At 63.0% G+C, this 23,257-nt stretch carries 25 protein-coding genes; 8 read left to right on the plus strand and 17 right to left on the minus strand.

Going from position 1 to position 23,257, the window contains the following annotated elements; translation table 11 throughout:
* Window positions 1-2: 2 nt before the first annotated feature.
* The 6 genes from cimA to cysS are packed head-to-tail and all read right to left on the minus strand — an operon-like array spanning window position 3 to window position 5,398.
* Entirely contained in the window at window positions 3-1,625 is a 1,623-nt protein-coding gene (gene cimA / locus NKI01_RS22975; protein WP_352964691.1) for a citramalate synthase, read from the minus strand.
* The gene (gene pip / locus NKI01_RS22980) at window positions 1,622-2,578 is read right to left on the minus strand and encodes a prolyl aminopeptidase (protein WP_023719859.1); all 957 of its coding nucleotides are present in this window, start codon (window positions 2,576-2,578) and stop codon (window positions 1,622-1,624) included. Before pip ends, cimA begins: the two co-directional genes overlap by 4 nt.
* Window positions 2,575-3,051: a GFA family protein gene (locus NKI01_RS22985; protein WP_023719860.1), complete on the minus strand. Its 477-nt coding sequence runs from the start codon at window positions 3,049-3,051 to the stop codon at window positions 2,575-2,577. The genes pip and NKI01_RS22985 overlap by 4 nt, the downstream gene beginning before the upstream one ends.
* Entirely contained in the window at window positions 3,048-3,539 is a 492-nt protein-coding gene (locus tag NKI01_RS22990; RefSeq protein ID WP_352494860.1) for a GFA family protein, read from the minus strand. The genes NKI01_RS22985 and NKI01_RS22990 overlap by 4 nt, the downstream gene beginning before the upstream one ends.
* 6 nt (window positions 3,540-3,545) lie before the next feature.
* Window positions 3,546-3,932, minus strand: coding sequence for a VOC family protein (locus NKI01_RS22995; protein ID WP_352788908.1), 387 nt, complete (start codon window positions 3,930-3,932; stop codon window positions 3,546-3,548).
* A complete protein-coding gene (gene cysS, locus NKI01_RS23000; protein ID WP_352494858.1) occupies window positions 3,929-5,398 on the minus strand; it encodes a cysteine--tRNA ligase in 1,470 nt (489 codons plus the stop codon). The genes NKI01_RS22995 and cysS overlap by 4 nt, the downstream gene beginning before the upstream one ends.
* A 419-nt stretch (window positions 5,399-5,817) precedes the next feature.
* Between cysS and NKI01_RS23005 the strand changes: the two genes are divergently transcribed.
* Window positions 5,818-5,967, plus strand: a complete 150-nt coding sequence (locus NKI01_RS23005) for a hypothetical protein (RefSeq protein ID WP_023677745.1) — start codon at window positions 5,818-5,820, stop codon at window positions 5,965-5,967.
* Between the two features lie 57 nt (window positions 5,968-6,024).
* Here NKI01_RS23005 and NKI01_RS23010 read toward each other — a convergent pair whose 3' ends face one another.
* A complete protein-coding gene (locus NKI01_RS23010) occupies window positions 6,025-6,786 on the minus strand; it encodes an SOS response-associated peptidase (protein WP_352814821.1) in 762 nt (253 codons plus the stop codon).
* Between the two features lie 123 nt (window positions 6,787-6,909).
* Here NKI01_RS23010 and NKI01_RS23015 point away from each other — a divergent pair, with 123 nt between their 5' ends.
* The 4 genes from NKI01_RS23015 (at window position 6,910) to NKI01_RS23030 (ending at window position 9,293) form a co-directional block, all read left to right on the plus strand.
* Window positions 6,910-7,335, plus strand: a complete 426-nt coding sequence (locus NKI01_RS23015) for an NUDIX hydrolase (RefSeq protein WP_352964693.1) — start codon at window positions 6,910-6,912, stop codon at window positions 7,333-7,335.
* A 48-nt stretch (window positions 7,336-7,383) separates the two neighbouring features.
* Window positions 7,384-7,761, plus strand: a complete 378-nt coding sequence (locus NKI01_RS23020; protein ID WP_023719865.1) for a TIGR02301 family protein — start codon at window positions 7,384-7,386, stop codon at window positions 7,759-7,761.
* A 374-nt stretch (window positions 7,762-8,135) separates the two neighbouring features.
* Window positions 8,136-8,393 carry a hypothetical protein gene (locus NKI01_RS23025; RefSeq protein WP_023677749.1) on the plus strand — a complete coding sequence of 86 codons (258 nt, stop codon included), beginning with the start codon at window positions 8,136-8,138 and terminating at the stop codon, window positions 8,391-8,393.
* Between the two features lie 96 nt (window positions 8,394-8,489).
* Window positions 8,490-9,293, plus strand: coding sequence for a hypothetical protein (locus NKI01_RS23030; RefSeq protein ID WP_023719867.1), 804 nt, complete (start codon window positions 8,490-8,492; stop codon window positions 9,291-9,293).
* A gap of 34 nt (window positions 9,294-9,327) precedes the next feature.
* Here NKI01_RS23030 and NKI01_RS23035 read toward each other — a convergent pair whose 3' ends face one another.
* The gene (locus NKI01_RS23035) at window positions 9,328-10,659 is read right to left on the minus strand and encodes a dihydroorotase (protein WP_352788917.1); all 1,332 of its coding nucleotides are present in this window, start codon (window positions 10,657-10,659) and stop codon (window positions 9,328-9,330) included.
* Between the two features lie 83 nt (window positions 10,660-10,742).
* Here NKI01_RS23035 and ygfZ point away from each other — a divergent pair, with 83 nt between their 5' ends.
* The 3 genes from ygfZ (at window position 10,743) to NKI01_RS23050 (ending at window position 14,438) form a co-directional block, all read left to right on the plus strand.
* A complete protein-coding gene (gene ygfZ / locus NKI01_RS23040; protein ID WP_352964696.1) occupies window positions 10,743-11,603 on the plus strand; it encodes a CAF17-like 4Fe-4S cluster assembly/insertion protein YgfZ in 861 nt (286 codons plus the stop codon).
* A complete protein-coding gene (locus NKI01_RS23045; protein ID WP_352588668.1) occupies window positions 11,603-12,235 on the plus strand; it encodes a YfbR-like 5'-deoxynucleotidase in 633 nt (210 codons plus the stop codon). Before ygfZ ends, NKI01_RS23045 begins: the two co-directional genes overlap by 1 nt.
* 64 nt (window positions 12,236-12,299) lie before the next feature.
* Entirely contained in the window at window positions 12,300-14,438 is a 2,139-nt protein-coding gene (locus NKI01_RS23050; protein ID WP_352964698.1) for a putative bifunctional diguanylate cyclase/phosphodiesterase, read from the plus strand.
* A 91-nt stretch (window positions 14,439-14,529) separates the two neighbouring features.
* On the opposite strand, the gene NKI01_RS23055 is transcribed toward NKI01_RS23050, so the two are convergent.
* The 9 genes from NKI01_RS23055 to NKI01_RS23095 form a co-directional block, all read right to left on the minus strand.
* Entirely contained in the window at window positions 14,530-14,802 is a 273-nt protein-coding gene (locus NKI01_RS23055; protein ID WP_023719871.1) for a DUF3303 domain-containing protein, read from the minus strand.
* A 22-nt stretch (window positions 14,803-14,824) separates the two neighbouring features.
* Window positions 14,825-16,288 (minus strand): RimK family ATP-grasp domain-containing protein, encoded by a 1,464-nt coding sequence (locus NKI01_RS23060; protein ID WP_023719872.1) that lies wholly within the window; start codon window positions 16,286-16,288, stop codon window positions 14,825-14,827.
* Complete coding sequence (locus tag NKI01_RS23065; protein WP_023719873.1) at window positions 16,285-17,391, minus strand: peptidase C39 family protein; 1,107 nt, start codon at window positions 17,389-17,391, stop codon at window positions 16,285-16,287. Before NKI01_RS23065 ends, NKI01_RS23060 begins: the two co-directional genes overlap by 4 nt.
* Window positions 17,392-17,599: 208 nt before the next feature.
* Window positions 17,600-18,394, minus strand: coding sequence for an anti-sigma factor family protein (locus tag NKI01_RS23070; protein WP_352964700.1), 795 nt, complete (start codon window positions 18,392-18,394; stop codon window positions 17,600-17,602).
* Window positions 18,391-18,909 (minus strand): sigma-70 family RNA polymerase sigma factor, encoded by a 519-nt coding sequence (locus NKI01_RS23075; RefSeq protein WP_023719875.1) that lies wholly within the window; start codon window positions 18,907-18,909, stop codon window positions 18,391-18,393. Before NKI01_RS23075 ends, NKI01_RS23070 begins: the two co-directional genes overlap by 4 nt.
* A gap of 153 nt (window positions 18,910-19,062) precedes the next feature.
* Window positions 19,063-21,786 (minus strand): DUF2339 domain-containing protein, encoded by a 2,724-nt coding sequence (locus tag NKI01_RS23080; RefSeq protein WP_352964702.1) that lies wholly within the window; start codon window positions 21,784-21,786, stop codon window positions 19,063-19,065.
* A gap of 84 nt (window positions 21,787-21,870) precedes the next feature.
* On the minus strand, window positions 21,871-22,047 hold the full coding sequence (locus NKI01_RS23085) for a PaaI family thioesterase (protein WP_023719877.1): 177 nt from the start codon (window positions 22,045-22,047) through the stop codon (window positions 21,871-21,873).
* Between the two features lie 52 nt (window positions 22,048-22,099).
* On the minus strand, window positions 22,100-22,876 hold the full coding sequence (gene recO / locus NKI01_RS23090) for a DNA repair protein RecO (protein WP_023719878.1): 777 nt from the start codon (window positions 22,874-22,876) through the stop codon (window positions 22,100-22,102).
* Window positions 22,877-22,992: 116 nt separating this feature from the next.
* Window positions 22,993-23,257: porin (locus NKI01_RS23095; RefSeq protein ID WP_352964704.1), on the minus strand; the 265-nt coding region annotated here is incomplete at its 5' end.

The raw sequence follows: 23,257 nt of genomic DNA on the forward strand, positions 1-23,257 counted from the left end.
CCTCACTCCGCCGCGATCAGCCCGGCCATGTCGCGGTTCTTCATCAGCTTGTAGACGATCGAATCCATCAGCGCCTGGAACGAAGCATCGATGATGTTTTCGGAGACGCCGACCGTCCACCAGCGCGCACCGGTGCCGTCATGCGATTCGATCAGCACGCGGGTAATCGCCTCGGTGCCACCATTGAGGATACGCACCTTGAAGTCGGCCAGCTCGAGATCGGCGATCTCGCTCTGGAATTTGCCGAGATCCTTGCGCAGCGCAATGTCGAGCGCGTTGACCGGGCCATGGCCTTCGGCGACCGACATCTTCTCCTCGCCCTCGACCAGCACTTTCACAATCGCCTCCGAGACCGTCTTCAGCTGGCCGTTGGCGTCGAAGCGGCGCTCGACCATGCAGCGGAATGAAGTGACGCGGAAGAATTCCGGCACGCCATGCAGCATCTTGCGCGCCAGAAGCTCGAAGCTGGCGTCGGCGCCTTCGTAAGCGTAGCCCTCCGCCTCACGCTCCTTGACCACGGCGATCAGCGCGTCGAGGCGATGGTCGTCCCGGGGCATGTCGATGCCGCGCCGTTTCAGCTCGGCCATGAAATTCGCCTTGCCGCCTTGGTCCGAAACCATGACGCGGCGGCGGTTGCCGACAGTCTCTGGCGGCACATGCTCGTAGGTCGCCGGCTCCTTGGCCAGCGCCGAGGCATGGATGCCGGCCTTGGTAGCGAATGCGGAGGCGCCGACATAGGGGGCCTGCGCTTCCGGCGCACGGTTCAGCAACTCGTCGAAGGCGCGGGACAAGCGCGATATACCGGTCAACGCCTCCGCTGAAATGCCTGTTGCAAAGCGGCCGGCAAAGGCAGGCTTCAACGACAATGTCGGCACGATCGAGATCAGATTGGCGTTGCCGCAGCGCTCGCCTATGCCATTCAGCGTGCCCTGGATATGGCGCACGCCGGCCTCCACGGCGGCAAGCGAATTCGCCACCGCCTGGCCGGTGTCGTCATGGGCGTGGATGCCGAGATGGTCGCCCGGTATGCCGGCCGCGATCACCTTTTCGACGATGGCGCGCACCTCGGAGGGCTGCGTGCCGCCATTGGTGTCGCATAGAACCACCCAGCGCGCGCCGGCATCGTAGGCCGTCCTGGCGCAGGCCAGCGCATAATCGGGGTTGGCCTTGAAGCCATCGAAGAAATGCTCGCAGTCGACCATCGCCTCCTTGCCGGCACTGAGCGCCGCCTCGACCGAGGCCTTGATCGCCTCGAGGTTCTCCTCATTGGTGCAGCCGAGCGCGACGCGGACATGGTAGTCCCAGCTCTTGGCGACGAAGCAGATGGCATCCGACTTCGACTGGACCAGCGCGGTGAGGCCGGGGTCGTTCGAGGCCGACACTCCTGCCCGCTTGGTCATGCCGAAGGCGACGAACTTGGCATCGGCCGTGCGACGCTCGGCGAAAAAGGCGGTGTCGGTTGGATTGGCGCCAGGGTAACCGCCCTCGACGTAGTCGAGGCCGAACTCGTCGAGCAGCTTGGCGATGGCGATCTTGTCCTCGACGGAAAAGTCGATACCCGGCGTCTGCTGACCATCGCGCAGCGTCGTGTCGAACAGATAAAGGCGCTCGCGAGCCATCGTCATTTCCCGGCAAACACGTCCGTTGCGCGGATCAGCCTGTCGAGGATGCCCGGCTCCGAATAGGCGTGGCCGGCACCTTCGATCAGATGGAAATCCGCTTTCGGCCACGCCTTGTGCAGCGCCCAGGCATAGCGCGCCGGGCACGGCATGTCGTAGCGGCCGTGAACGATGCTACCCGGTATATCCTTAAGCTTCCATGCATCACGCAGCAGCTGTCCCTCTTCCAGCCAGCCGGCATGGACGAAATAGTGGTTCTCGATGCGGGCGAAGGCCAGGGCATAATCATCCTGGCCGAAGGGACCGCTGGTTTCCGGTTCCGGCAGCAAAGTGATCGTCTCGCCCTCCCACAGGCTCCAGGCGCGAGCGGCCTCGACCTGCGCCACAGGATCGCTACCGACCAGCCGTTTGCGGTAGGCGGCCATCATGTCGCCGCGCTCAGCCTCCGGAATGGGCGCCAAAAACCGCTCCCATTTGTCGGGGAACATCTCCGAGACGCCGAACTGGTAGTACCATTCGAGTTCGGCGCGGGTCAGCGTGTAGATGCCGCGCACGACCAGTTCGCTGACCCGCTCGGGGTGTGTCTCGGCATAGGCCAGCGCCAGCGTCGAACCCCACGAGCCGCCGAACACCAGCCATTTGTCGAAGCCGCACATGTCGCGCAGCCGCTCTATGTCGGCGACCAGATGCCAGGTGGTGTTGGCTTCGAGCGAGGCATTGGGCGTCGATTTTCCACAGCCACGCTGGTCGAACAGGATGACATCGTACAGCGTCGGATCGAACAGCCGCCGGTGCTTTGGCGAAATGGTGCCGCCCGGTCCGCCATGCAGGAATACCGCCGGCTTGGCACCGCGGGTGCCGGAGCGCTCCCAATAGACCTGATGGCCATCGCCAACGTCTAGCATGCCGGACTCGAAAGCCTCGATCTCGGGATAGAGGGTGCGGAATTCGCTGCTCATAGTTTCAGGCCCTGGTGCGGCCAGTTGGCCGTCTCGTGATCGGGATGCTGGAAGGAGATGATTGACTCCTGTCGCGCGTAGAAATCCGGATCGTCGTGGATTGGCGCGTCGAAGATCGTCTCCACCCAAGGCAGCCTGGCGGCGTAGTTGACCTGGATCTGCGGCGCCAGATCGGAACGGTCGTCGAAGGCGCCGATGGCGATCTCGAGCGCGCCGGGCTGGCGGTAGGTCAGCGGCGTGCCGCAGCGGGCGCAGAAGCCGCGATCGATGTTGACCGACGACTGAAAGTAACTCGGCTCCTCGCGCAGCCATTCGACGCCGTCGCTCGGCACTGTCACAAGCGCGCCGAAAAACGAGCCGAACTGTTTCTGGCACATGCGGCAATGACAGATCGAGGGGCGGCCGAGCGCGCCGTGGATGCGGAAGCGCACGGCGCCGCACTGGCAGCCGCCGGTACGAACGGTTTCGGTCATGATCTTTCCTCCGGCGGCCATTGTTCGGTGTCATGGTCGGGATGTTGGTAGGAGACGAGGTCGGCGAGATAGGAGGCAGACGAGACGTCGGCCATCGTTTCCTCACCGGGCAATTCGTGGACATGATCCACATAGGGGAGCTTGGCTTCGACACCCCATTGGATCGTCGGCGCGATCTCCTCGGGGTGGTCGAATGCGGCGATGGCGAGCGCCACGCCGTCGGTCGCTTCGAAGGTCAGCGGCGTGCCGCATTCGGCGCAGAAACCGCGCAACGCCGCATTGGACGAGCGGAAGCGTTTGGGCTCGCTGCGCGTCCAGTCGAGTCCTGCGCCGCGCACCGAGACCAGCGGCAGGTAAAAATTGCCGCTCGCCTTCTGGCACATGCGGCAATGGCAGACGGAGGCATCGCCGAGCGCGCCTTCGACGCGGAAGCGCACTGCGCCGCACTGGCAGCCGCCCGTATACACCGGTCTGTTGTCAAGGCTCATCGCATTTTACTCCGGAGCATGGCAGACCGCCTCGACATTGTTGCCGTCGGGATCGAAGACGAAGGCGCCATAATAGTTCGGATGATAGTGCGGGCGCAGGCCCGGCCCGCCATTGTCCTTGCCGCCGGCGGCGATTGCCGCCGCGTGAAAGGCATCGACCTCGGCACGGCTGCGCGCCGTGAAAGCGGCGTGTTGATGATCCTTCGGCTTGTCCTTGCCGGCATGCAGCCAAAACACTGGCCGGTCGCGGCCGTAGCCGCCGACCTTGGCGCCGCCGGTATATTCCTGCGGCACCATGTAGAGCAGCGAGGCACCAAGCGGCGCCATCGCCCTGTCGTAAAAAGCTTTCGACACGTCGAAATCCAAAACGGTGATGCCGAGATGATCGATCATCTTTTTACCTCCCAGGTGGTGATGCGTTCGCCGGTGACAGGGTCCTTGCCGTCCTTCAACTGGATGCCTTGCGCCAGCAACTCGTCGCGGATGCGGTCGGCCTCGGCCCAGTTCTTGGCGGCGATCAGCGCGAGGCGTTTGGCGATCGCTTTGGCAATGGCGTCTTCATCCACCTTGGCTGTTGCGACGTCGAAGCCGAGGAACAGCAGCGATGCCTTCAGCAAAGTGGCAGCATCGTTGTCTTCGGCGGCTGCGTTGCTGCTACCAGCGTCGAAATCAACAGCATCGCCAGCCAACTGGGTCAGCAACTGGAATGCGGGATAGGTGGCGAGGTCATCCGACAGCACTTCGATCACATCCGCCGGCACCGATTTTGCCGTTGGCGGCGCCAGATCGGCCGCTCGCTTCCATTTGCGCAGCGTATTCTCCGCCTCTTCCAGCTTGCGTACGGAAAAGTCGATCGGCTCGCGATAATGCGTCATCAGCATCGCCAGCCTGAGCACCTCGCCCGGCCATTTGCGGCCGCCAAAAGTCTCCGTCTCCAGCAGTTCGGTGATCGAATAGAAATTGCCCAGGCTCTTGGACATCTTCTGGCCCTCGACCTGCAGGAAACCGTTGTGCATCCACACCTTGGCCATCGTTTCGGTGCCGTGGGCGCAACGTGACTGGGCGATCTCGTTCTCGTGGTGTGGAAAGATCAGGTCGAGACCACCGCCATGGATGTCGAACACCTCGCCGAGATAGGCGGCCGACATCGCCGAGCACTCGATGTGCCAGCCCGGCCGACCCCTGCCCCACGGACTCTCCCAGCCCGGTTCCTCGGGCGAAGACAATTTCCACAGCACGAAATCCTGCGGGTTCTTCTTGTGCGCATCGACGGCGACGCGGGCGCCTGCCTGCTGCTCGTCGAGATTGCGCTTCGACAACTGTCCGTAGTCCGGCATGGAAGCGGTGTCGAACAGGACTTCTCCAGCTGCGACATAGGCATGGCCGCGTTCGATCAAGCGTTGAATCAAGAGGATCATGTCGACCTTGCCGTCGGGCCTAGGCTCGACGAACTCGGTGGCGCGCGGCTCGACCGTCGGTTCCAGGCAACCGAGCGCCGCCACGTCCTTGTGGAACTGATCGGCGGTCTTTTCGGTGACCCGCCTGATCGCTTCGTTCAGCGACAGCTTGCCCAAGGCAATCTCGCCGCCGAAATCGCGCAGCGCGCGAGCGTTGATCTTGTCGTCGACGTCGGTGATGTTGCGGACGTAAGTGACATGCGCTTGCCCGTAGAGATGGCGCAGCAAACGGAACAGCACGTCGAAGACGATCACCGGCCGCGCATTGCCGATATGGGCGAAGTCGTAGACCGTCGGGCCGCAGACATACATGCGCACGTTGCGCGGATCGATCGGGAAGAAATCCTCCTTGCTCCGCGTTAGCGTGTTGTAGAGGCGCAGGCTCTTCGATGCTTCAGACATACGTGCGTTCCGGTGCGTTACTTTGTTTGAGCATGATCTTTTGGGATCGTGCTCTGGATGGAGTCGGTCACGCCGAGGCGCAAAATCGAGCTCCAGCCTGCTGGCCGGGGCGTTTGTCCAATCTGGGAGGAGATGAGGCGAAAACGTCCAGGACCAGCGCGAGGCTAGTCGATAATGCAAATGCCACAAATGGCGAAAGACGTTTTCATGGCCGGCTTTATCGCCTTGCCCGGTGTTGCCGTCAAGTCGCTACCTTCGCCAAAAATATCGTTGGCTCACAGGAAATGAGCCACTGAAACATTTTATTAAACAGATCGGCACTGTCATGAAACATTCGCCGGCTAGATCAGCAAGCGTCACGATTTGGTCGGATTCGGCCAGCAAACGCAGACACGAAGACGTTACCAGGGAAGAGAATAATGCCTAAGCAAGAATCCAACCGCGCCAAGCAACCGGCGCTCGCCAGCCATTACCGGGCGATCGGCCCGGCAGCAATCGTCGCAGCTCTTCTGCACACCGCGAAGAAGAAGAAGCCGGCACAGAAGATCGTGTCGCCACGCGCTGCCTGAGAATGCCGTCGGGTGAAGATTGAGGCGCTCACGGTGTCCTGGAAATAGTAGCTTTCGCTAAAATAATGTCATTTGACTGTCGTTCGCGCCGGACTTCTGGCGCTTGACCTTCTCGGGCTCAGGCTCGACGACGCCCTTCTCCTGAATCTCCGGCCCGGTATTGGCGACCTTGTTGACGAGGTCGGAAACCGGGATCGCTTCGAAGAAATCGGGCCGGGTGGGTCTCAGCAGATCGGCCACATCACGCGGCTCGAGCGTGCGGCAATCCAGCCAGCGCGCGAAATCCTCGGGATGGATCACCACCGGCATGCGGTCGTGGATATGGGCAGTATCGGCATTGGCGTGGGCGGTCAGAATGGCGCCGGTGTCCATTTCCGAGCCACCCGGCTCGGCATACGTCTCAATCAGCCCGGCGAAGGCGACAAGCCCTCCATGCTTTGGCCGCATCCAATAGGGCTGCCCTCTTCTGCCAGCGGTTTGGTGCCATTCGTAGAATCCCGAAGCCGGTACCAGGGCGCGGCGATGGCGCATGGCAGCGCGAAACGACGGCTTTTCCGAAGCCCCCTCAGAACGCGCGTTGAACAGCAGCGGGAAGTTACGCGTATCCTTGACCCAGGCCGGGATCAGGCCCCAGCGCACCAGCATCGAGCGGCGGTCGGGCAGGTTCGAGCCCGGCGCCTGCGGCAATCCGGCGAGCGCCATCAGCACCGGCTGCGTCGGCGCGATATTGTAGCGGGGCGGAAACTCCTCCAACTCCGCCAGACCGAGAAGGGCGGCGGTCTGGTCCGGAGTGGCGGTCAAGGCAAAGCGTCCGCACATGAATTCAGCTCTCGAATGGGTGACATGTGAAAGTGACCATGGAACCTGCCTTTCGCAACCGCTAAAGCTGTTCGCCGACGGCCGGTCCACAACGGGCTATGCCAATCGAGCGATCGGGAACCCATGGAAGCACGTAAGATCATTCCGGCAGTCTCGGTCTGCGTCGTGCGCGAGAACACGGTGCTGCTGGTCAATCGGGCCAGACCGCCCTCGCAGGGCCTTTATGCCTTTCCCGGTGGCAAGGTCGAAGCCGGCGAGACGCTGGAACAGGCAGCAAGGCGCGAATTGCTGGAAGAGACCGGATTGCAGGCGCGCAACTACCGGCCGCTGCGGGAAATCCACATCGACGGCAGCGGCGACGGGCATCCGGTCGACTACCGGCTGACGGTGTTTGGGGCCAACTATGCCGGCGGCGAGGCGGTGGCCAGTGACGACGCCGAAACCGCCGCCTTCTATACACTGGCCGAAATGACAGCGATGCAGCTTGCCGATGCAGTGTTTGATATCGCCGACGACCTGCTGGCCACCAGCAAGGGCGGCGCGAACTGAGCTTGAGAATCGCCTTGCAGGCAACAAATTGTTTCAGCACAAGGGCTCATGAACCGCACATCACCGTTTCTCGCCGCCTGCCTCGCCGTTAGTGTGGTTGTCGGCTTGCGTCCTGCCATTGCCGCCGAGGCGCCGTTCGAGCCCGGGCTGTTGCGGCTGGCGGAAGTGCTCGGCTCGTTGCATTTCCTGCGCAATCTATGCGGCGAGAAGGGCGACCGGTGGCGGGCCGAGATGGAAAAACTGATCGCATCAGAAAATCCGAACCCTGAGCGGCGCGCCCGCTTCATCGCCAGCTTCAACCGCGGCTACCGATCCTTCGGCGGCAGTTATACGCAATGCACCGCCTCGGCGACGGAAGCCATCAGCCGCTACATGAAGGAAGGCGAGACACTGTCTCGCGACATCGCCTCGCGCTACGGGAACTGACGGCGGCAGCTGCCGTTCCGGCAAAGCGGAATCAAGCGTCGGCGCTGTTGGCGGCGGACGCGTTCGACACTTCTCCGCTTGCCTCGGGTGAGGTCTTGGTGCAAACCTGATGTTGCACTTTTGCAACTATGTTAACGAAACGTTAGCGCGCAGATGTGAAATTAACTCAAACTGAAGGTTTCCGTCCCCTTGGCCGGCCTAATCGGCTAAGTTTGAAACGGATCGGACGCAGGTTTGCTTAATGCGACGGGTTTTGTAGAAAACGACCAAAAAAATGTCGCATTTACAAGTACTTACTTCGCCTGCGTGTAAATGGGACAACTCAAGCTTGATCCCTATCCAACGGATCACCGCTTGAAAGGGTGGACATCGCAATGGAACATGGCGTCAACGACATCGACGCGCTGGTCAGGGAAGAAAAGCGCCTGACCGCCGTGGAAAGCCACAGCGAAGCCTGGGCGGAAGGATTGTCGGCGGGGATCGAGCCGGAAATCATCGCCGAGGCAGCCCTCGAAACGGCATTCGGCGAGATGCTGCGAACCAATGGCGAGACCTCGGCGCTTGCCCTGCTCGATCGCATGCGCGAAAAGGTGATTGCCGGGGCCTTCGAGCCCGAAAGGCTGCGGCACTGACCCCGGTTCTTTGACGACGGCGCGTCGCCGGACATCATGTCCGGGCACATCATGTCCGGGCACATGAGTGGGCCTGGAACCAGGGAGTAGCAGGCGGTGAATTTTTCGATATCAGGCAAGCCGCGCGGCCTGGTCCTCAGCATTTGGCTTATCGCCTCCTGCGCCACGATTCCCCTTGCACTGTTTCTTGCGAGCAGTCCCGCTCACGCCCTCAGCGAGATCAAGCGCGAAGACCTGCCTTCGCCGGTCACGCCGCCGCCCGACGGCGACATGTCGCCGCCCGGAAGTACCGTGCCGATGCCCGGCCCGCTCGGCACGACGCCACCTGCAGCCAGCCAGCCGACTCCGTCCGACGAGCCAAGGCAAACCGAACCGAAAGGGCCAGCGGACGATGGCGGCATGGCCAATCCGCATGTCGATCCGGACGCGCCTGTGCCCGAAGTCGTTTACGACCTTGCCAAGTTGCCGGAACCGGTCAGGCGCATGCACGATCTGATCGTCGAGGCGTGCAAAAGCGGCGACATCGAAAGACTGCGGCCGCTGATCGGCACGGGCGACATGATGACCCAATTGTCGCTGGGCGACATGGAGGGCGACCCGATCGCCTTCCTGAAAGGGCTTTCAGGCGACACGGAAGGCCAGGAAATCCTCGCCATCCTGGAAGAGGTGCTCAATGCCGGCTATGTCCATGTCGATGCAGGCACGCCGCAGGATCTCTACGTCTGGCCGTATTTTTTCGCCCTGCCGTTGGACAAGCTCGATGCCAGGCAGCGGGTCGAGTTATTCAAGATCGTCACTGCCAGCGACTATGACAACATGAAGCAGTTCGGCGCCTACATTTTCTACCGCGTCGGCATCACGCCGACCGGGCAATGGACGTTCTTCGTCGCTGGGGATTGAGTGGTCAGGCCTGGCTCTTATTGAGGCAGGGAGCTTAGCCCGCCAACGCCTCGGAAAACTCCACCGCCCTGCCTTGGCCTGGCGTGGCAATCTCGCCTTCCCACATCACGCGCCGGCCCCGAACGATAGTGCCGACCGGCCAGCCGGTCACCTGCCTGCCGTCATAAGGCGTCCAACCGGCCTTGGAGCCTTGCTGGGCGTTGGCGATGATCTCGCGGCGCTTCAGGTCGACGATGGTCAGATCGGCATCGTAGCCGGCGGCAATACGGCCTTTCCTGGCGATGCCGAAAATGCGCTGTGGGCCATGGCTGGTCAGGTCGACAAAGCGCTGCAACGTCAGCCGGCCGGCGTTGACATGATCCAGCATGATCGGCACCAAAGTCTGCACGCCGGTCATGCCTGACGGCGACGCCGGATAAGGTTTTGCCTTCTCGGCCAGCGTGTGCGGCGCATGGTCGGAGCCGAGGACATCGACAACGCCTTGCGCAATGCCCTGCCAGACCCCCTCGCGATGGCGCGCGGCGCGCACCGGCGGGTTCATCTGGATCAGCGTGCCTAACTGCGCATAGTCATCTGCGCTCAGCGTCAGATGATGCGGCGTCGCCTCGCAAGTCGCGACATCCTTGTGCTGTTCGAGGAAGCCTATCTCTTCGGCGGTCGAGATGTGCAGCACATGGATCCGGGCACGGACCTGGCGCGCGATGCGCACCAGGCGCTCGGTGCAGCGCAATGCGGCGATCTCGTCGCGCCACACCGGATGTGAGGACGGATCGCCCTCGATGCGCTCGCCGAGCCGCTCGCGCAGCCGGAACTCGTCCTCGGAGTGAAAGGCGGCGCGGCGGCGTGTGTTCCTCAGGATCGAGGCAACGCCTTCGTCGTCCTCGACCAGCAGGTCGCCGGTGGACGAGCCCATGAACACTTTTATGCCGGCCGCACCCGGCAGCCGCTCGAGATCGCCGGCGTCTTTTGCATTGTCGCGGGTCCCGCCGACCCAGAAGGCAAAGTCGCAATGCATGCGGCCGGTGGCCCGCCGCACCTTGTCGGCAAGAGTCGCCTCGCTGGTGGTCAGCGGATTGGTGTTCGGCATCTCGAAGACGGCGGTGACGCCGCCAAGCACCGCTGCCCGCGAGCCCGTCCCCAAATCTTCCTTGTGCTCCAGTCCCGGCTCGCGGAAATGCACCTGGCTATCGACGACGCCCGGCAGGATATGCAATCCGCGGCAGTCGATTGTCTCGCCGGCCGACGCCTGGCGGAGATCGCCGATGGCAGCGACGCGCCCACCATTGATGCCGACGTCGCGAAAACCCTCGCCATCGTGGTTGACCACGGTGCCACCTGTCAGGATGAGATCGTAGATGGGGGCCATGCGGATCAGGTCTCTTGCGGGGGAAGTGCCAGCGGCTTACGTAATGGCCGACAGTTTTGCAAGATCAGGCTCGTTTTCCCACCATGCCCTTTGCCTCGCTCAGAGATCGCGCACTCCTTTCCGTGTCTGGGCCGGATGCCGGGCACTTCTTGCAGAATATCCTGACTACCGACCTCGACGTGCTCGGCAGCAGCGAAGCAAAGCCCGGCGCCCTGCTGACGCCGCAAGGCAAGGTCCTGTTCGACTTCTTGATCTCGCGCGCCGGCGAAAATGCTTTCCGCCTCGAATGCCGTGCCGAGACCGCTGACGATTTCATGCGCCGGCTGACGCTCTACAAGTTGCGCGCCAAAGTCCAAATTGCCAAGCTAGATCACCCGGTTGTGACCGTCCTATGGGAAAGCGCTTCAACTGCCTCGCAATTTGAATCGGCACCGTTTGCTGATGCGCGGTTCGTCGATTCTATCGTCAAGCGCTTCTATGATGGCACCGCAGAAGGAGGCGACCTTGCCGCATGGCAAGCCTTTCGCATCGCCCATGGCATTGCCGAAAGCGGCAGCGACTATCAGCTCGGCGATGCGTTTCCGCATGACGTGCTGCTCGACGAGATCGGCGGCGTCGGCTTCAAGAAGGGCTGCTATGTCGGCCAGGAGGTCGTCTCGCGCATGCAGCATCGCGGCACTGCCCGGCGCCGGGTGTTGATTGTCTCGGCCGGACGCTCCCTGCCCGCCTCGGGCGCAGAGTTGACCGTGGAGGGGCGGCCTGTCGGCACGCTTGGCTCGACCGCCGGCACGACAGGCCTCGCCATTGCCCGCATTGACCGGGTCAAGGCAGCGTTCGACGCCGGCCTGCCGATCCTGGCTGACGACGTCGCCGTGTCGCTCACCATCCCGCCCTGGGCGAAATTCAGCTTTCCGCTGGAAGCCGTCGGCGCGGAGGAGGCCTGATGGCGGCCGATCGCGCCGGGGCGCCGCCGCGCGCCTGGCAGCGCATGCTGTCCGGGCGACGGCTCGATCTTCTCGACCCCTCGCCGCTCGACATCGAGATCTCAGATATCGCTCACGGCCTTGCCCGCGTCGCGCGCTGGAACGGCCAGACCAGAGGCGAGCACGCCTTTTCGGTCGCCCAGCATTCGCTGCTGGTCGAAACGCTTGTCGGCGAGCTGGTGCCGGATGCCGACGCCGATGCGCGGTTGGCGGCGCTGCTGCACGACGCGCCGGAATATGTCATCGGCGACATGATCTCGCCGTTCAAGTCCGTGATGGGCGGCAGCTACAGGGACTGCGAGATCAGGCTGCAGCGCGCCATCCATCTGCGCTTTTCGCTGCCAGCGGAACTCGACGCGGGACTGCGCAAGGAGATCAAGCGAGCGGATCAGATCGCCGCTTATTTCGAAGCGACGCTGCTTGCGGGTTTTTCAACGGCAGAGGCGACGGAGTTCTTCGGCCGGCCGCGCGGCTTCAATGCCGAGCGCTTCGATGTCACGCCGCGCTCGGTGACCTGGGCGCAGAATGCCTTTCTCAAACGGTTTGCGGCGATCGAGAAGTCGCGACGCCAGACTGCCGTTCCAGCCGGCTGAAAACGGTAAATTAACCGGCAAGGACAAGAGTGCCGTGGTTAACCACGGTCCATAGGCGCGCTACATGCCCGTTGCCGGTATCAAGGCAGGTTCGTCCGTCCGCCGACGACGGGTCAAAGGCGTTGGTCTGCCGCAACGGATTGAAGACGAAGTGCGCGAACAGAACGAGCGTTTTTCGGCAGCGGTCGAGAACATGTCGCATGGCCTGTGCATGTTCGATGCCGATGAACGGATGATCATCTGCAATAGGAACTACATCAGTATCTTTCGCCTCGACGCCGAAGTGGTACGGCCCGGCATCCGGTTTTTCGACATCCTCCAGCACAGCGTGGACATCGGCATCGCCTCGCAAAGCGCTGAGCAACTCTATGCCATTCGCAAGCCCTATATCGACCAGGCAAAACCTTCCACCTATGAGGAAACGCTTGCAGACGGGCGTATCGTCAACATTTCGCACCGGCCGCTGGCGTCGGGCGGTTGGGTATCGATCTACGAGGATATCACCGAGCAACGGCGCGCCGAGCAGGAGTTGAAGGAGCAGCACCGCCGTTTCGACGCGGCACTTGCCAACATGTCGCAAGGACTTTTGATGTACGACGCGGACGGCAAGCTGATCGTGCGCAACGAACGTTTTCTGGAACTTTACCATGTCAGGCCGGCCGACCTCCCGCTTGGCATGAGCCACCGTGATGCCTTTAAGCGGCTGCTGGAACTGGGCATTTACACAAAGCTCGACCCCGACAGCGAAATTTCGCAAATCGAAGCCTGCCTGCGGGCGGGCAAAACACACGTAACGCATCGCCATCTTGCCGATGGCAGAACGCTGCTGGTTGCACGCCGGCCGATGAGCGGCGGCGGCTGGGTCGCGACATTCGACGACGTGACCGAGCGCAGGCGCGTGGAAGAGCGCATGACCCACCTTGCGCATCACGACACACTGACCAACCTGCCCAATCGCTCGATGCTTCGCGAACGGCTCGACCAAGCCCTTAGCGAGACGAAAGACGGATCGCTGGCGATATTCTCGCTCGACCTCGATCACTTCAAGGCGGTCAACGATACTTGGGGCCACCCTTCCGGCGACTGGCTGCTGAAATGCGTGGCCGAACGGCTGCAACGGTGCCTGCGCAATGAAACGGACGTTGTCGCTCGCTTCGGCGGCGACGAATTCGTCATAATCCAGTTCAATCTCAAAAGCCCGGGCGATGCGGAAAAACTGGCCAAACGCATCGTCGAGATCATCGGAAAGCCGTTTCGCGACAAGCGACACGACATGCCCGTCGGCATCAGTGTTGGCATCGCGCTGTTTCCGAATGACGGCAAGGACACCGACACTTTGCTGAAAAACGCCGATATGGCGCTCTATCGGGCAAAGAGCGAAGGGCGCAACCTCTACCGTTTCTTCGAACCAGCCATGGATGCGATGGTGCGCGCGCGCCGGGCGCTCGAAATCGATCTCAGGGCGGCGCTGTCACGCCGGGAATTCGAGCTGGATTTCCAGCCGATCATGAACATCGCCTCCGGCGAAATCGTCGGTGCCGAAGCCTTGATGCGCTGGCGTTCGCCAGTCCGCGGCCTGGTGCGTCCGGACGACTTCATTCCGGCCGCCGAGGAGACCGGGCTGATCGTGCCGCTTGGAGAATGGGCGCTGCGGAAAGCCTGCACGACCGCGGCAGGCTGGGCGCCTTTGCGCATCGCAGTCAATGTCTCCGCCGTGCAGATCAAAAGCGGCACCTTTGCCCGCAGCGTCATCTCGGCGCTGGCGTTCTCGGGCGTGCCGGCCAACCGGCTTGAACTGGAAATCACCGAAACGGTGCTGATGGACGAGAGCGATCTGGTGCTCAAGACACTGAGGCAGCTGCGCGATCTGGGTGTCCGCATAGCGCTGGACGATTTCGGCACCGGCTATTCCTCGCTCGGCTACCTCAGGCGCTTTCCCGTCGACAAGATCAAGATCGATCGCTCTTTCACCCGTGACATCGACAGTCGCGATACCGCGGCGATCGTGCGCACCATCATCGGGCTTGGCGCACAGCTGGGCATCACCGTCACCGCCGAGGGTGTCGAGACCGAAGCGCAGCTTGAATTCCTGCAAAAGGAGGGCTGCGTCGAGGCCCAGGGCTATTTGATCGGCGTGCCATCGAAAGCGTCGGACATCAACCGGCTGCTGAAGTCGAACGCGACGATCAGGCAATCCGGCTAAGTGCGACAGCCGGGCGAGCCAGTCATCGGCTCAGCCTGGACATCTGCCATCAATACAATGTCTGGATATACCTCGTCGAAGCGCGCGCAGGTCAGAGATGTCCGCTCAACGCCTCCACCATATCCTTGTTCGTCGCCACGGGAACGATCTCGAATTCGACCAGATCCGCCCATTCGATGACCCACCGCTGCAGGAGTGTGACGTCATCGGCCTCCACCAGCAGGAAGCAGCGGCTCATATCCGCTGCGATCCAGCTGTGGTGCACGAGCAGCGCGTCCGGCTTCAGGCGGCCCTGGTCGCGGAAACGGCGGTAGATCTCCTTACGGTCGCAGCCGCGAAAATCCTCGGTTACGAAGAACAGCATCTTTTTCCCCTCAATTCGGATGTCATCGGCCCGGCCGGTCCAATCGCTCCAGGAACCACTGCGTCAGCCGCACCCAGACCTCGTCTTTTTCGCCGGAGTCTTCCCAGCCGTGGTCGAGGTTGGGGTTATCGTTGACCTCGATGACGAAGACGCCGTCCCTGGTCTCCTTGAGGTCGACTCCGTAGAGGCCGTCGCCGATGCAGCGCGCCGCGCTCACCGCCGTCTCGACGACATGGGCCGGCGCTTCCTTCAGGGTGAAGGTCTTGATGCCGCCCTGGTCGGGCTTGCCGTTGGCCTTATGATTGACGATCTGCCAATGCTTCTTGGCCATCAGATAATGGACGGCAAACAAGGGTTGGCCGCCGAGGACACCGACGCGCCAATCATATTCCGTCGGAATGAATTTTTGCGCGATCAGGAGGTCGGAATCCTCCAGCCATTCGGTTGCGAGCGTCTTTAACTCTTCGAAGGTGCCGCATTTCTTGACGCCGCGCGAAAACGAGGAGTCCGGGATCTTCAGCACCAGGGGGAAGCCCAGCGTCTGCGCCGCAACTTCCAGATCCGAGATGCCGGCTATCATCACCGTCGGCGGCACCGGTACCTTGTTGTAGGTCATCAGCTCGTTGAGATAGACCTTGTTGGTGCAGCGGATCATCGACAGCGGATCGTCGATGACCGGCATGCCTTCCTGCTGGGCGCGGCGGGCAAAGCGGTAGGTGTGGTTGGAGATCGAGGTGGTCTCGCGGATGAACAGCGCGTCGTAGTTGGCGAGCTTGGCCAGATCCCGCTTGGTGATCGGCTCGATTTCGACGCCCATCTTTTCAGCGATCTTGGCCCAGTGGCGCAGCGACGAAATCTCCGACGGCGGCAGTTCCTCATGCGGATCGACCAGCGTGGCGAAAGTGTAGCGCGCCGGCGTGCGGCCCTTGGTGTCGCGCCACTCGCGGTTGGTGTAGGTCTCCAGGCACTGGAGAAAGTGCGTTTCCTCGTCCTCGGTCATCCTGGCCAGGGGATGGAAGCCAATTTTGCGGATCGAGGCCCATTCGGCGCTGTCCCTGATGTGGACCTCGAGCGCCGGGGCACGAAACCAGTCGAACAGCAGCTTGGCGAAGCGGTCCCAGATCCTGGACGGTCCTATGCCGAAGAAAATGCAGACCTTCTGCGGGAAAGCGCCGCCCAAATCCTTGCGGCACTTGTTGAGTGCGAGTTCGAGTTCCGGCAACGCATGCTCATAGAGCTTGCGCTCCGACAGGTCGATCATCGTTTCGACCGTCGGGATGACCTTGTGGCCGCGCGAACCGGCGAGCAGCGAGGCGTAATACCCGCGGCTCTGGTAGCCGTAATTGTTCGATAGGTTGATGACCTTCGGCCGCTGCCCGCGAAACAGTGCCGGATGGGCAAGGTAGTCGCGATTGGTGATAATCTTGTGCGGCGTCGCCACCTGGTCGAGATCGTTCTGCCGGCCGGTAAGGATGACCCAGGTCATTGGCTGTCGCGCTTTCCGAGAGTGATGGCGGCGCGCAATCCGTCGCGGCCGAATTGCGCCATGTTCATGAAGATGCCGTAAGGCACGGGAATGTTGGCAGCATCGAGGATCGTCTCCTGCCGCTCGTCCTCGACCCAGGGGTCGTGGATCAGGATATGATCGCCATCGTCACCAATGGCCAATACCCAGTGCGGAACCTTCTTGCCGAACATCAGGAAGCCGCTGATCAGGACCAGTACCAGTTTTCCCTCTGCGATCGCGGTGCGAATGTCGTCAAGCCCGAATGAACGGTAATTCACCGGGATGCCGTAAAGTTCCGCGCGGCGGCGAAAGTCGACCTGCGCCAGCTCCATCACCCGGCGCTTGTCTTCGCTGCGCACCGATTGCAGGAAAAGCGCGCCATAGAAGGACACATAGATCTCAGCAGCAAGCCCGCTCTCATAGCCGGCGACGGCCAGCCCGAACGGCTCGCAGCCGCCGGGGCCGGACATCATGAAAACGGTCGTCGCCTCACGCCACAGCCGGATTTCCATCACCGGGTCCGGCACGAAGCCGGGGCCGAAGTAAGCCATCGCCATCATCAGGCAGCATGGTCCGCAAGTGAATTCGCAAGTCTGCTGATAAAACGGCACTTCGGTGGCGACCGGAATGTCGCCACGCAAGGTCTTTTCATAGCGCAGCGCCGTGGCGCCATCCTCGTAATAGTCCGGTTCGCGGCCGATCTTGCGGTAGCCGCTCCGCTCGTAGATCTGGATCGCGCGCGGGTTGTCCTCGCGGACTTCCAAACGAAGCATCATGCGGCCGTGCTCGAAAGCAGCGGTCTCGGCCTCTTCCAGCAGAAGGCGGCCAACGCCACGGCCGCCGAAAAATGGACCGACGGCGATCGAATAGAGCCGCGCGACGCCGCTGCCCTTGCGAAACAGCACGACTGCATAGCCGGCGACGCGGCCATCGCTTTCGCCAACCAGCAGTTCGGCGGTGTCGCGTTCGATCAGTTGGCGAAAGGAACGGCGAGAAATGCGGTCGCTCGAGAAAACAGCTTTTTCGATGGCGGCGAGGTCATCGACGTCGGACGCGCGGGCCTTGCGAATCTCGGCAGGCATGCGGGCTCAGAAAACCTCGATTGGGTTGTGGAAACGACCCTAGTCTAAACATCGGTCACACCAGCCGAAGTGCCAGCATTAAGCAAGCGCTATCGCACCTCGATTAGGGCCGAATTGTGACAGTTTTGACAGCAGACAGGTCGCGCAAAGGCTTTGAGCGACCTCCGTGTTTCGGCATCGGCGCGGCTCCGGAAAAATGAGATCCTGCTCAGCTTTGCAAGGCCGCCAGAAGCTGGCCATAGGCGCTCTTGGCCACCGCGGCCAGCCGCTCGCGCGGCAGCGAGCCGACGACGGCGCAGCCATAACCCTTGTCCAGCCAGTAGACAGCCGCAGGACCATCTTCTTCCGACCCATAGGTGCCCTTGGCCTTGGCAGCCGATTCGGCGGTGACGAAGAGCGAAATGCGCGCGCCCTTGTCGTCCTCGTAAAGCAGCATCGCGGCCTTGCCCTGGCCGGCAGGCAGCAGCCGGCCACCGACCAGTTGGAATCCCTGCGCTGCCAGATCCGGCGCGACGAGCTTCAAACCCACCTGGTTCGACAACCAGCTCTGCAAATGATCCTTGTCGCTTGCCGGCACTTCCACCGCATGCCGCTTTTCGGCGGCATAGATGACGTGGGCGGCGATCGCTTCTTCGGCAAGCTGGTCCTCGGCCGTATTTTCCAGGCCGAGGCCGCCGATGCCGGCAAGATAGCCGCCAGCACCGCCAATCACCAGCATGGCGGCAGCGGCGACCGCAAGCCACCAACGCGAGCGCGACGGCGCCGCTCTGACCACCGACGCCTCGCCAAGCACCACCTTGTTCAGCCGCACCGGTACGGATTCGTCCAGCACGCCGTTAAAGGCTGCGCGCAATGCTGCCCGGTCGGCGGCGTAGCGTGCACTCTTGGCCTTCATCTCGGCATTGGCCTCGAGCCATGCCTCATAGGCCGTCCGCTCGTCGCCCGGCAACTCGCCATCGAGAGCCATGTGGATGTCGCGTTCGGAGAAATCGCGCCGGCTCATTTCTCGACGATCCTTATCGAGCGGCGGCGCGCGGTATCATCCAGCAGCGCGCGCAGTTCCTCACGCCCGCGCGCGATGCGGGACATCAAGGTGCCGGCGGGAACCCCAAGGATGTTGGCGGCTTCGGCATAGGAAAACCCTTCGATGGCGACCATCACAAGTGCCGCGCGCCGGTCAGGGCTGATCGCCTGCAGCGCGTCGACGATCTCGCGCGAGGCGATGCTCTCGACCTGCTCGGCGGGTGCTGCCTGCGCCTCGCTTGCCTCGAGCGGCAGCATCGCCGCCTCGCCGCGCCGGTTCACCTTGCGCATCTGGTCGATGAACAAATGATGCATGATCGTAAACAGCCACCTCCTGGGGCTTTCTCCTGTCTGCCAATTGTCGAGCCGCACAAGCGCCCGCTCGAGACAATCCTGGACGAGATCGTCGGCGGAATCGCGGTCGCGCAACAGCGAGCGTGCATAGCGGCGCAAACGCGGTATTTCACCAAGGATTGCTGCCTTCTTTTCGTCCATGACCGCTGGTTCTGGAGCCCCTGTCCGTGGTGATTGAACGCGCCTTTGCGGCGCGGCGCAAGCGGCCAGCGCGAAGCGGTCCGCCGCCCCGGTCACCCAAGCAACTGAATAACGCTGCCGATGCCAGCTTTATTCCCGGCCAAATTGAAATCGTCAGCTATTGCTCGTCTCGAGCTTTTCTTTCGCCGCCCTTGTCAGCAGCCGCTGATAAAACAAGCCGATGCCGATGAGCACCGCGCCGAGGCCGATGAAGGACAGCGCCCGCAACACGCCTTCCAGCTCCGACATATCGAAGACGAAGACCTTGAGCACGGCGACCGCGATCAGCGCCGCAGACGCTATGCGCAGCACCTGCGACTTCAGCCAGACACCGGCGGTGAGCAGCACCACGCCGATGGCCAACCAGAGCGCCGAATAGGTATAGGTCTCGACCTGGCCGAGGCCGCTCCACAGGCCGATGAACTCGCCCTTGAACAGCCTCCTGACCGACAGCGTGGCATAGACGAAGGCGAGCACCGCCGCCACAACCGCAAGCATGGCCGCATACCATTTCGGCCGCTTGTCGCGGGTATAGAGCGCCAGTGCGCCCGTCGCGACTGCCGGCAACAGATAGGCGAGGAACAGAAGGTTGAACACCGGAATGCCGCCGGTCGATTCATCCGTCAGCAGCGGGTTCAGCACCACAAAATGCCGGATGACGATGAAGGCGACCGAGAGCACCCCGGCAGCCATCGAGCCGTAACGTAGCACCGAGCTTGGCGAGCGCATGTCGATGGCGACCAGGATTGCACCGGCGCCGATGGCGATCAGCGTATAGATCGCCTGTTCGGCAAGTGTCATCGTGCCGCTGTCGATGACGCCACCATGCATGGCATGGCGCACCAGCATGGCGACGGTGAGCAGCGCAAACAGCGCGGCGCCGGCCTCCATGGCGAGGCGCGGCCGGCCATTGGTGGTGCGGGCGAGTTGCCAGGCGGCAAAGCCGAAGGCGAGCGCCGGCACGCCATATCCGAGCAGCAGCCAGTTAAATACCGGTGTTTTCGACAGGAACTCGGCACCGACGATGGTCGGGTCGAAGGCGGCACGGCCGAGCACTGCGATCACCGCACCGACCGAAATCCAGCCAAGCACCGGATAGCTGCGCCAGCGCGTCGCCAGCGCCGGCACAACGGCGGCTGCTCCGAGCAGGATGGTTGTCCAGCCGGAACCAAAGGCCATATGCAACATCAGCAGGCCGGCAATCGCCGCGCCGGCGAGCGCGAAGGAGACGGCAGCGCCGCCGGTCAGCGGCGGCGCTTCGCCGCGCGCTATCCATTCGCCGCCGGCGACGAAGATCCCGACCAAAACGGCCGCTGCGGCCGCATAAGCAAGGTCACGGTCGAGATTGCCGAAGGTGAACCAGAGCGCCAGCAGGATGACCAGTGGCGCGACAGCGCTCCATGCCGCCCATGTGGCGGCGCGCAGCCAGCCAGGAGCCGCAAAACGGCGCGCTGCCCAAAAGCCGGCGCCGATGAAGACCAGGCCCAGCGCGATGCCGATCCTGAGCATCAAGGCATCAGACGCCACAACCGGCACGCCATCGACACCGAGAGCGCCGCCCGAAAAATCGGCGGCGACCGTGGTCGGCGGAATGATGCCGAGATAGACCAGCACCGTCGCCAGCCCGGCGGCGTGCAGCAGTGCAAGCGCTCGCGGACGGTAGAGCGCTACCGCCACCAGGGCTACGATAAGGGCCGCGCCCTGCAAGGCATCGCCGGCGGCGGCAAAGACCGGATCGACGAACAGGGCCAGCGCTGAAAGAGCGACGAAGAACCCCGGCGCGATCGACGGCCAGTCGAAGCCGCTGCCGGCGACCGCTTCGCTGCGACGGCCAAGCCAGACGAAGGCGAGCACGGCCAGTGTCACCACGTCGATAAAGAGGATGACGGAAAGGTTCGTTACCGGCGCCTCGGTCATGTAGAAGATGGTCCAGATGCCGGTGGCGACGAAGGCTGCGGCCATCAAGAGCCTCCAGCCGCGGATGCGGGCAATGACGCCGGTGGCGGCGAGCACGATCGCCAGATAGCCAAACAGCGCCCACGGATTGGGCGCCTGCGAGGCGACGAGTAGCGGCGTCACCATGGCGCCGAGCAGGCCGACGCCGGCCAGCGCCTGACCGTGGACCAGGCTTGCCGCGATCGTCGCCACCCCGATGGCGCCGAGCAGCGTGAAAGCGAGCGCCGGGCCGATGAAACCGTAAATGCTGTACGCGGCGTAGACGGTGCCGAACAGGATGAAAGCGCCGGCCGCCGTCAGGATCGCCGGGATATAGGCACCGGCGGCACCTTGCACCGGCACCCTGAAGCCGGTGCGCCGGATGAACTCGCCGCCGGCGACCAGCACCAGCCCAAGTGCCGCCGCCATGAAAAGCCGCACGCGTGGCCCGAAAATGCCGGCCTCAATCGTGTAGCGGATGAGGAACAGGCCGCCCAGCGCCAACGCGATGCCACCAACCCATACCGCCCAGCGGGTACCGAGCGCCGTTTCGACGTCGGATTGGCGGGCGGCTTTCGCCGCTGCCGCCGGTTGCGCCGGCTCGGGTGCGGACGGCGCCGCGGTATCGGCTTCTGCCTCTGTGGCTGATGCGACCGCTGCGGTCTCGGCCCCTGGCGATGCGGCCATGTCGGCTGCCGCCGCCGGCGGGATTGCGCCATCCGCCGGTTTGCTGTCGTTTGCAGCCGGTTCCTTGGCTTGCGGCGGCAGGACAGGCGCGCCCGAAAGCACGAGGCTGCGCAACGCGCCAAGCTCGCGCTCGATCAGGCCGATACGGCTCTGCTGGCGTGAAATGATGACGAACAGCGCGATGATGGCGACGAGGCCAATCAGGCTTTCAAACATGGCGGTTCCCCCAAACCAGGCCAGTCGTCACTGACATTCAATGTTCAGTGACATTCAAATGCGGCGGCCAGACGGCCGGTCCATTCAACGTGCCGCCAGATTGGCCGCCGGAAAGATCGAGCACGTTTCGGTGCCGAAAGCCAGCAGCTTGCCGTTGGCATCCTTCAGCGCCGCTTCCGAAACCGCCAGCGTGCGGCCCTTGTGCACCACTTTGCCCTCGCACACCACCTCGCCGGTCCCTGGTGTGATCGGCCGCGTCAAATAATGTCGAGGCCAAGCGGCGAAACCCGGCCGGGGTAGAGTTCCACTTCGCTCACCTGATGGCTTCGCCGACGGCGGTTTCCCCGGCGATTGCCTTGCCGCCCGCATAATGCTTGCGCAAGGCGGCGAGGAAGCCGGCGCGGGCGCCGGGTGGTTCGATACCGCGCGGCTCGTAGACATGGCGGGTCAAAAAGAAGCCGGTCAGCCGGAAGGCGTCGTCGATCGCCGCCGGATCGGCGCGTAGGCCCGAACCGCGCTGCAGGAAGGCAGGCAGCGCCAGCATCTTGTCGCGCCACGGCGCGCCCGCCGCCCGCGACACGGCGCGGCCGGATTTCGGCGAGACGTAGGCAAGATCCTGCCTGGTGCCGGTCGCCGCACACTGGCTGAGATCGAGGCCGAAACCGAGTTCGTCGAGAACCAGCAGCTCGAAGCGGGCCACCAGCTCGCCGGCGGCATCGGCATCGTCGAGATGGGCGATCATGACCGCGAGCGTCTCATAGAGACCGCGATGGGCATCGCGCTCCGGCAGAAGACGCAAATGCGCGGCCATCGTCTGCAAGCCGTAAACGGCAACGGCGCTGTCCATCAGCCGGGCGGCGTTCATTTCGATGGCCTCGGCCTGGAAGGTGCCGAGATGTTCGTCGAGCCGCGCCCGCCACAACAGGTCGACGCGGTTGCCGGGCTGCAAGACCGGCTGCTGCTTGCGCGAACGGCCGCCGCGCACGAGACCGAGATGGCGGCCATGCGCACGTGTCATCACCTCGAGAATGGCGCTGGTTTCGCCATGCTTGCGGGTGCCGAGAATGATTCCCTCGTCGCGCCATTCCATGACCAGAGCTTGTCACCGGTTCGATGGCGAAATCAAGATGAGCGACTTATCCGCCGCCAAACCAAAACGGCCCGTAGCGTATCGCTACGGGCCGTTTTTGCGAGATCGTCGTTTGATCAGAACGAGCGCTGGAAGCGGAAGATGCCGCCGATTGCGTCGGCATCGTCGGCATCGAAATTGTCGTAATAATCGACTTCGGCGGTGATCGTGTAACCAGGAACGATGGTGTAGGCGACGTTGGCCGCAACGGCGAAGTCTTTGTCGTCGGTATAGGAGACCTGGGCGTTCAAAGAGGTCTTCTTGTTGACGGCATAGCTGCCGCCGCCCCAGACGGCAAAGTTGCCAGTCCACGGCTTGTAGAAGTTCTTTGCGACGTTGTCG

It is taken from the genome of Mesorhizobium sp. M0815 (genome assembly GCF_040319995.1).
Taxonomy (GTDB): Bacteria; Pseudomonadota; Alphaproteobacteria; order Rhizobiales; family Rhizobiaceae; genus Mesorhizobium.

Coding starts and splice junctions, on each gene's coding strand:
- NKI01_RS22985 (WP_023719860.1), bottom strand. CDS start 3,051: ATGACCGAAACCGTTCGTACCGGCGGCTGCCAGTGCGGCGCCGTGCGC.
- NKI01_RS23045 (WP_352588668.1), top strand. CDS start 11,603: ATGGCGGCCGATCGCGCCGGGGCGCCGCCGCGCGCCTGGCAGCGCATG.
- NKI01_RS23005 (WP_023677745.1), top strand. CDS start 5,818: ATGCCTAAGCAAGAATCCAACCGCGCCAAGCAACCGGCGCTCGCCAGC.
- NKI01_RS23080 (WP_352964702.1), bottom strand. CDS start 21,786: ATGTTTGAAAGCCTGATTGGCCTCGTCGCCATCATCGCGCTGTTCGTC.
- NKI01_RS22990 (WP_352494860.1), bottom strand. CDS start 3,539: ATGAGCCTTGACAACAGACCGGTGTATACGGGCGGCTGCCAGTGCGGC.
- pip (WP_023719859.1), bottom strand. CDS start 2,578: ATGAGCAGCGAATTCCGCACCCTCTATCCCGAGATCGAGGCTTTCGAG.
- ygfZ (WP_352964696.1), top strand. CDS start 10,743: ATGCCCTTTGCCTCGCTCAGAGATCGCGCACTCCTTTCCGTGTCTGGG.
- NKI01_RS23010 (WP_352814821.1), bottom strand. CDS start 6,786: ATGTGCGGACGCTTTGCCTTGACCGCCACTCCGGACCAGACCGCCGCC.
- cysS (WP_352494858.1), bottom strand. CDS start 5,398: ATGTCTGAAGCATCGAAGAGCCTGCGCCTCTACAACACGCTAACGCGG.
- recO (WP_023719878.1), bottom strand. CDS start 22,876: ATGGAATGGCGCGACGAGGGAATCATTCTCGGCACCCGCAAGCATGGC.
- NKI01_RS23025 (WP_023677749.1), top strand. CDS start 8,136: ATGGAACATGGCGTCAACGACATCGACGCGCTGGTCAGGGAAGAAAAG.
- NKI01_RS23065 (WP_023719873.1), bottom strand. CDS start 17,391: ATGCCTGCCGAGATTCGCAAGGCCCGCGCGTCCGACGTCGATGACCTC.
- NKI01_RS23015 (WP_352964693.1), top strand. CDS start 6,910: ATGGAAGCACGTAAGATCATTCCGGCAGTCTCGGTCTGCGTCGTGCGC.
- NKI01_RS23050 (WP_352964698.1), top strand. CDS start 12,300: ATGCCCGTTGCCGGTATCAAGGCAGGTTCGTCCGTCCGCCGACGACGG.
- NKI01_RS23075 (WP_023719875.1), bottom strand. CDS start 18,909: ATGGACGAAAAGAAGGCAGCAATCCTTGGTGAAATACCGCGTTTGCGC.
- cimA (WP_352964691.1), bottom strand. CDS start 1,625: ATGACGATGGCTCGCGAGCGCCTTTATCTGTTCGACACGACGCTGCGC.
- NKI01_RS23020 (WP_023719865.1), top strand. CDS start 7,384: ATGAACCGCACATCACCGTTTCTCGCCGCCTGCCTCGCCGTTAGTGTG.
- NKI01_RS22995 (WP_352788908.1), bottom strand. CDS start 3,932: ATGATCGATCATCTCGGCATCACCGTTTTGGATTTCGACGTGTCGAAA.
- NKI01_RS23060 (WP_023719872.1), bottom strand. CDS start 16,288: ATGACCTGGGTCATCCTTACCGGCCGGCAGAACGATCTCGACCAGGTG.
- NKI01_RS23070 (WP_352964700.1), bottom strand. CDS start 18,394: ATGAGCCGGCGCGATTTCTCCGAACGCGACATCCACATGGCTCTCGAT.
- NKI01_RS23055 (WP_023719871.1), bottom strand. CDS start 14,802: ATGCTGTTCTTCGTAACCGAGGATTTTCGCGGCTGCGACCGTAAGGAG.
- NKI01_RS23035 (WP_352788917.1), bottom strand. CDS start 10,659: ATGGCCCCCATCTACGATCTCATCCTGACAGGTGGCACCGTGGTCAAC.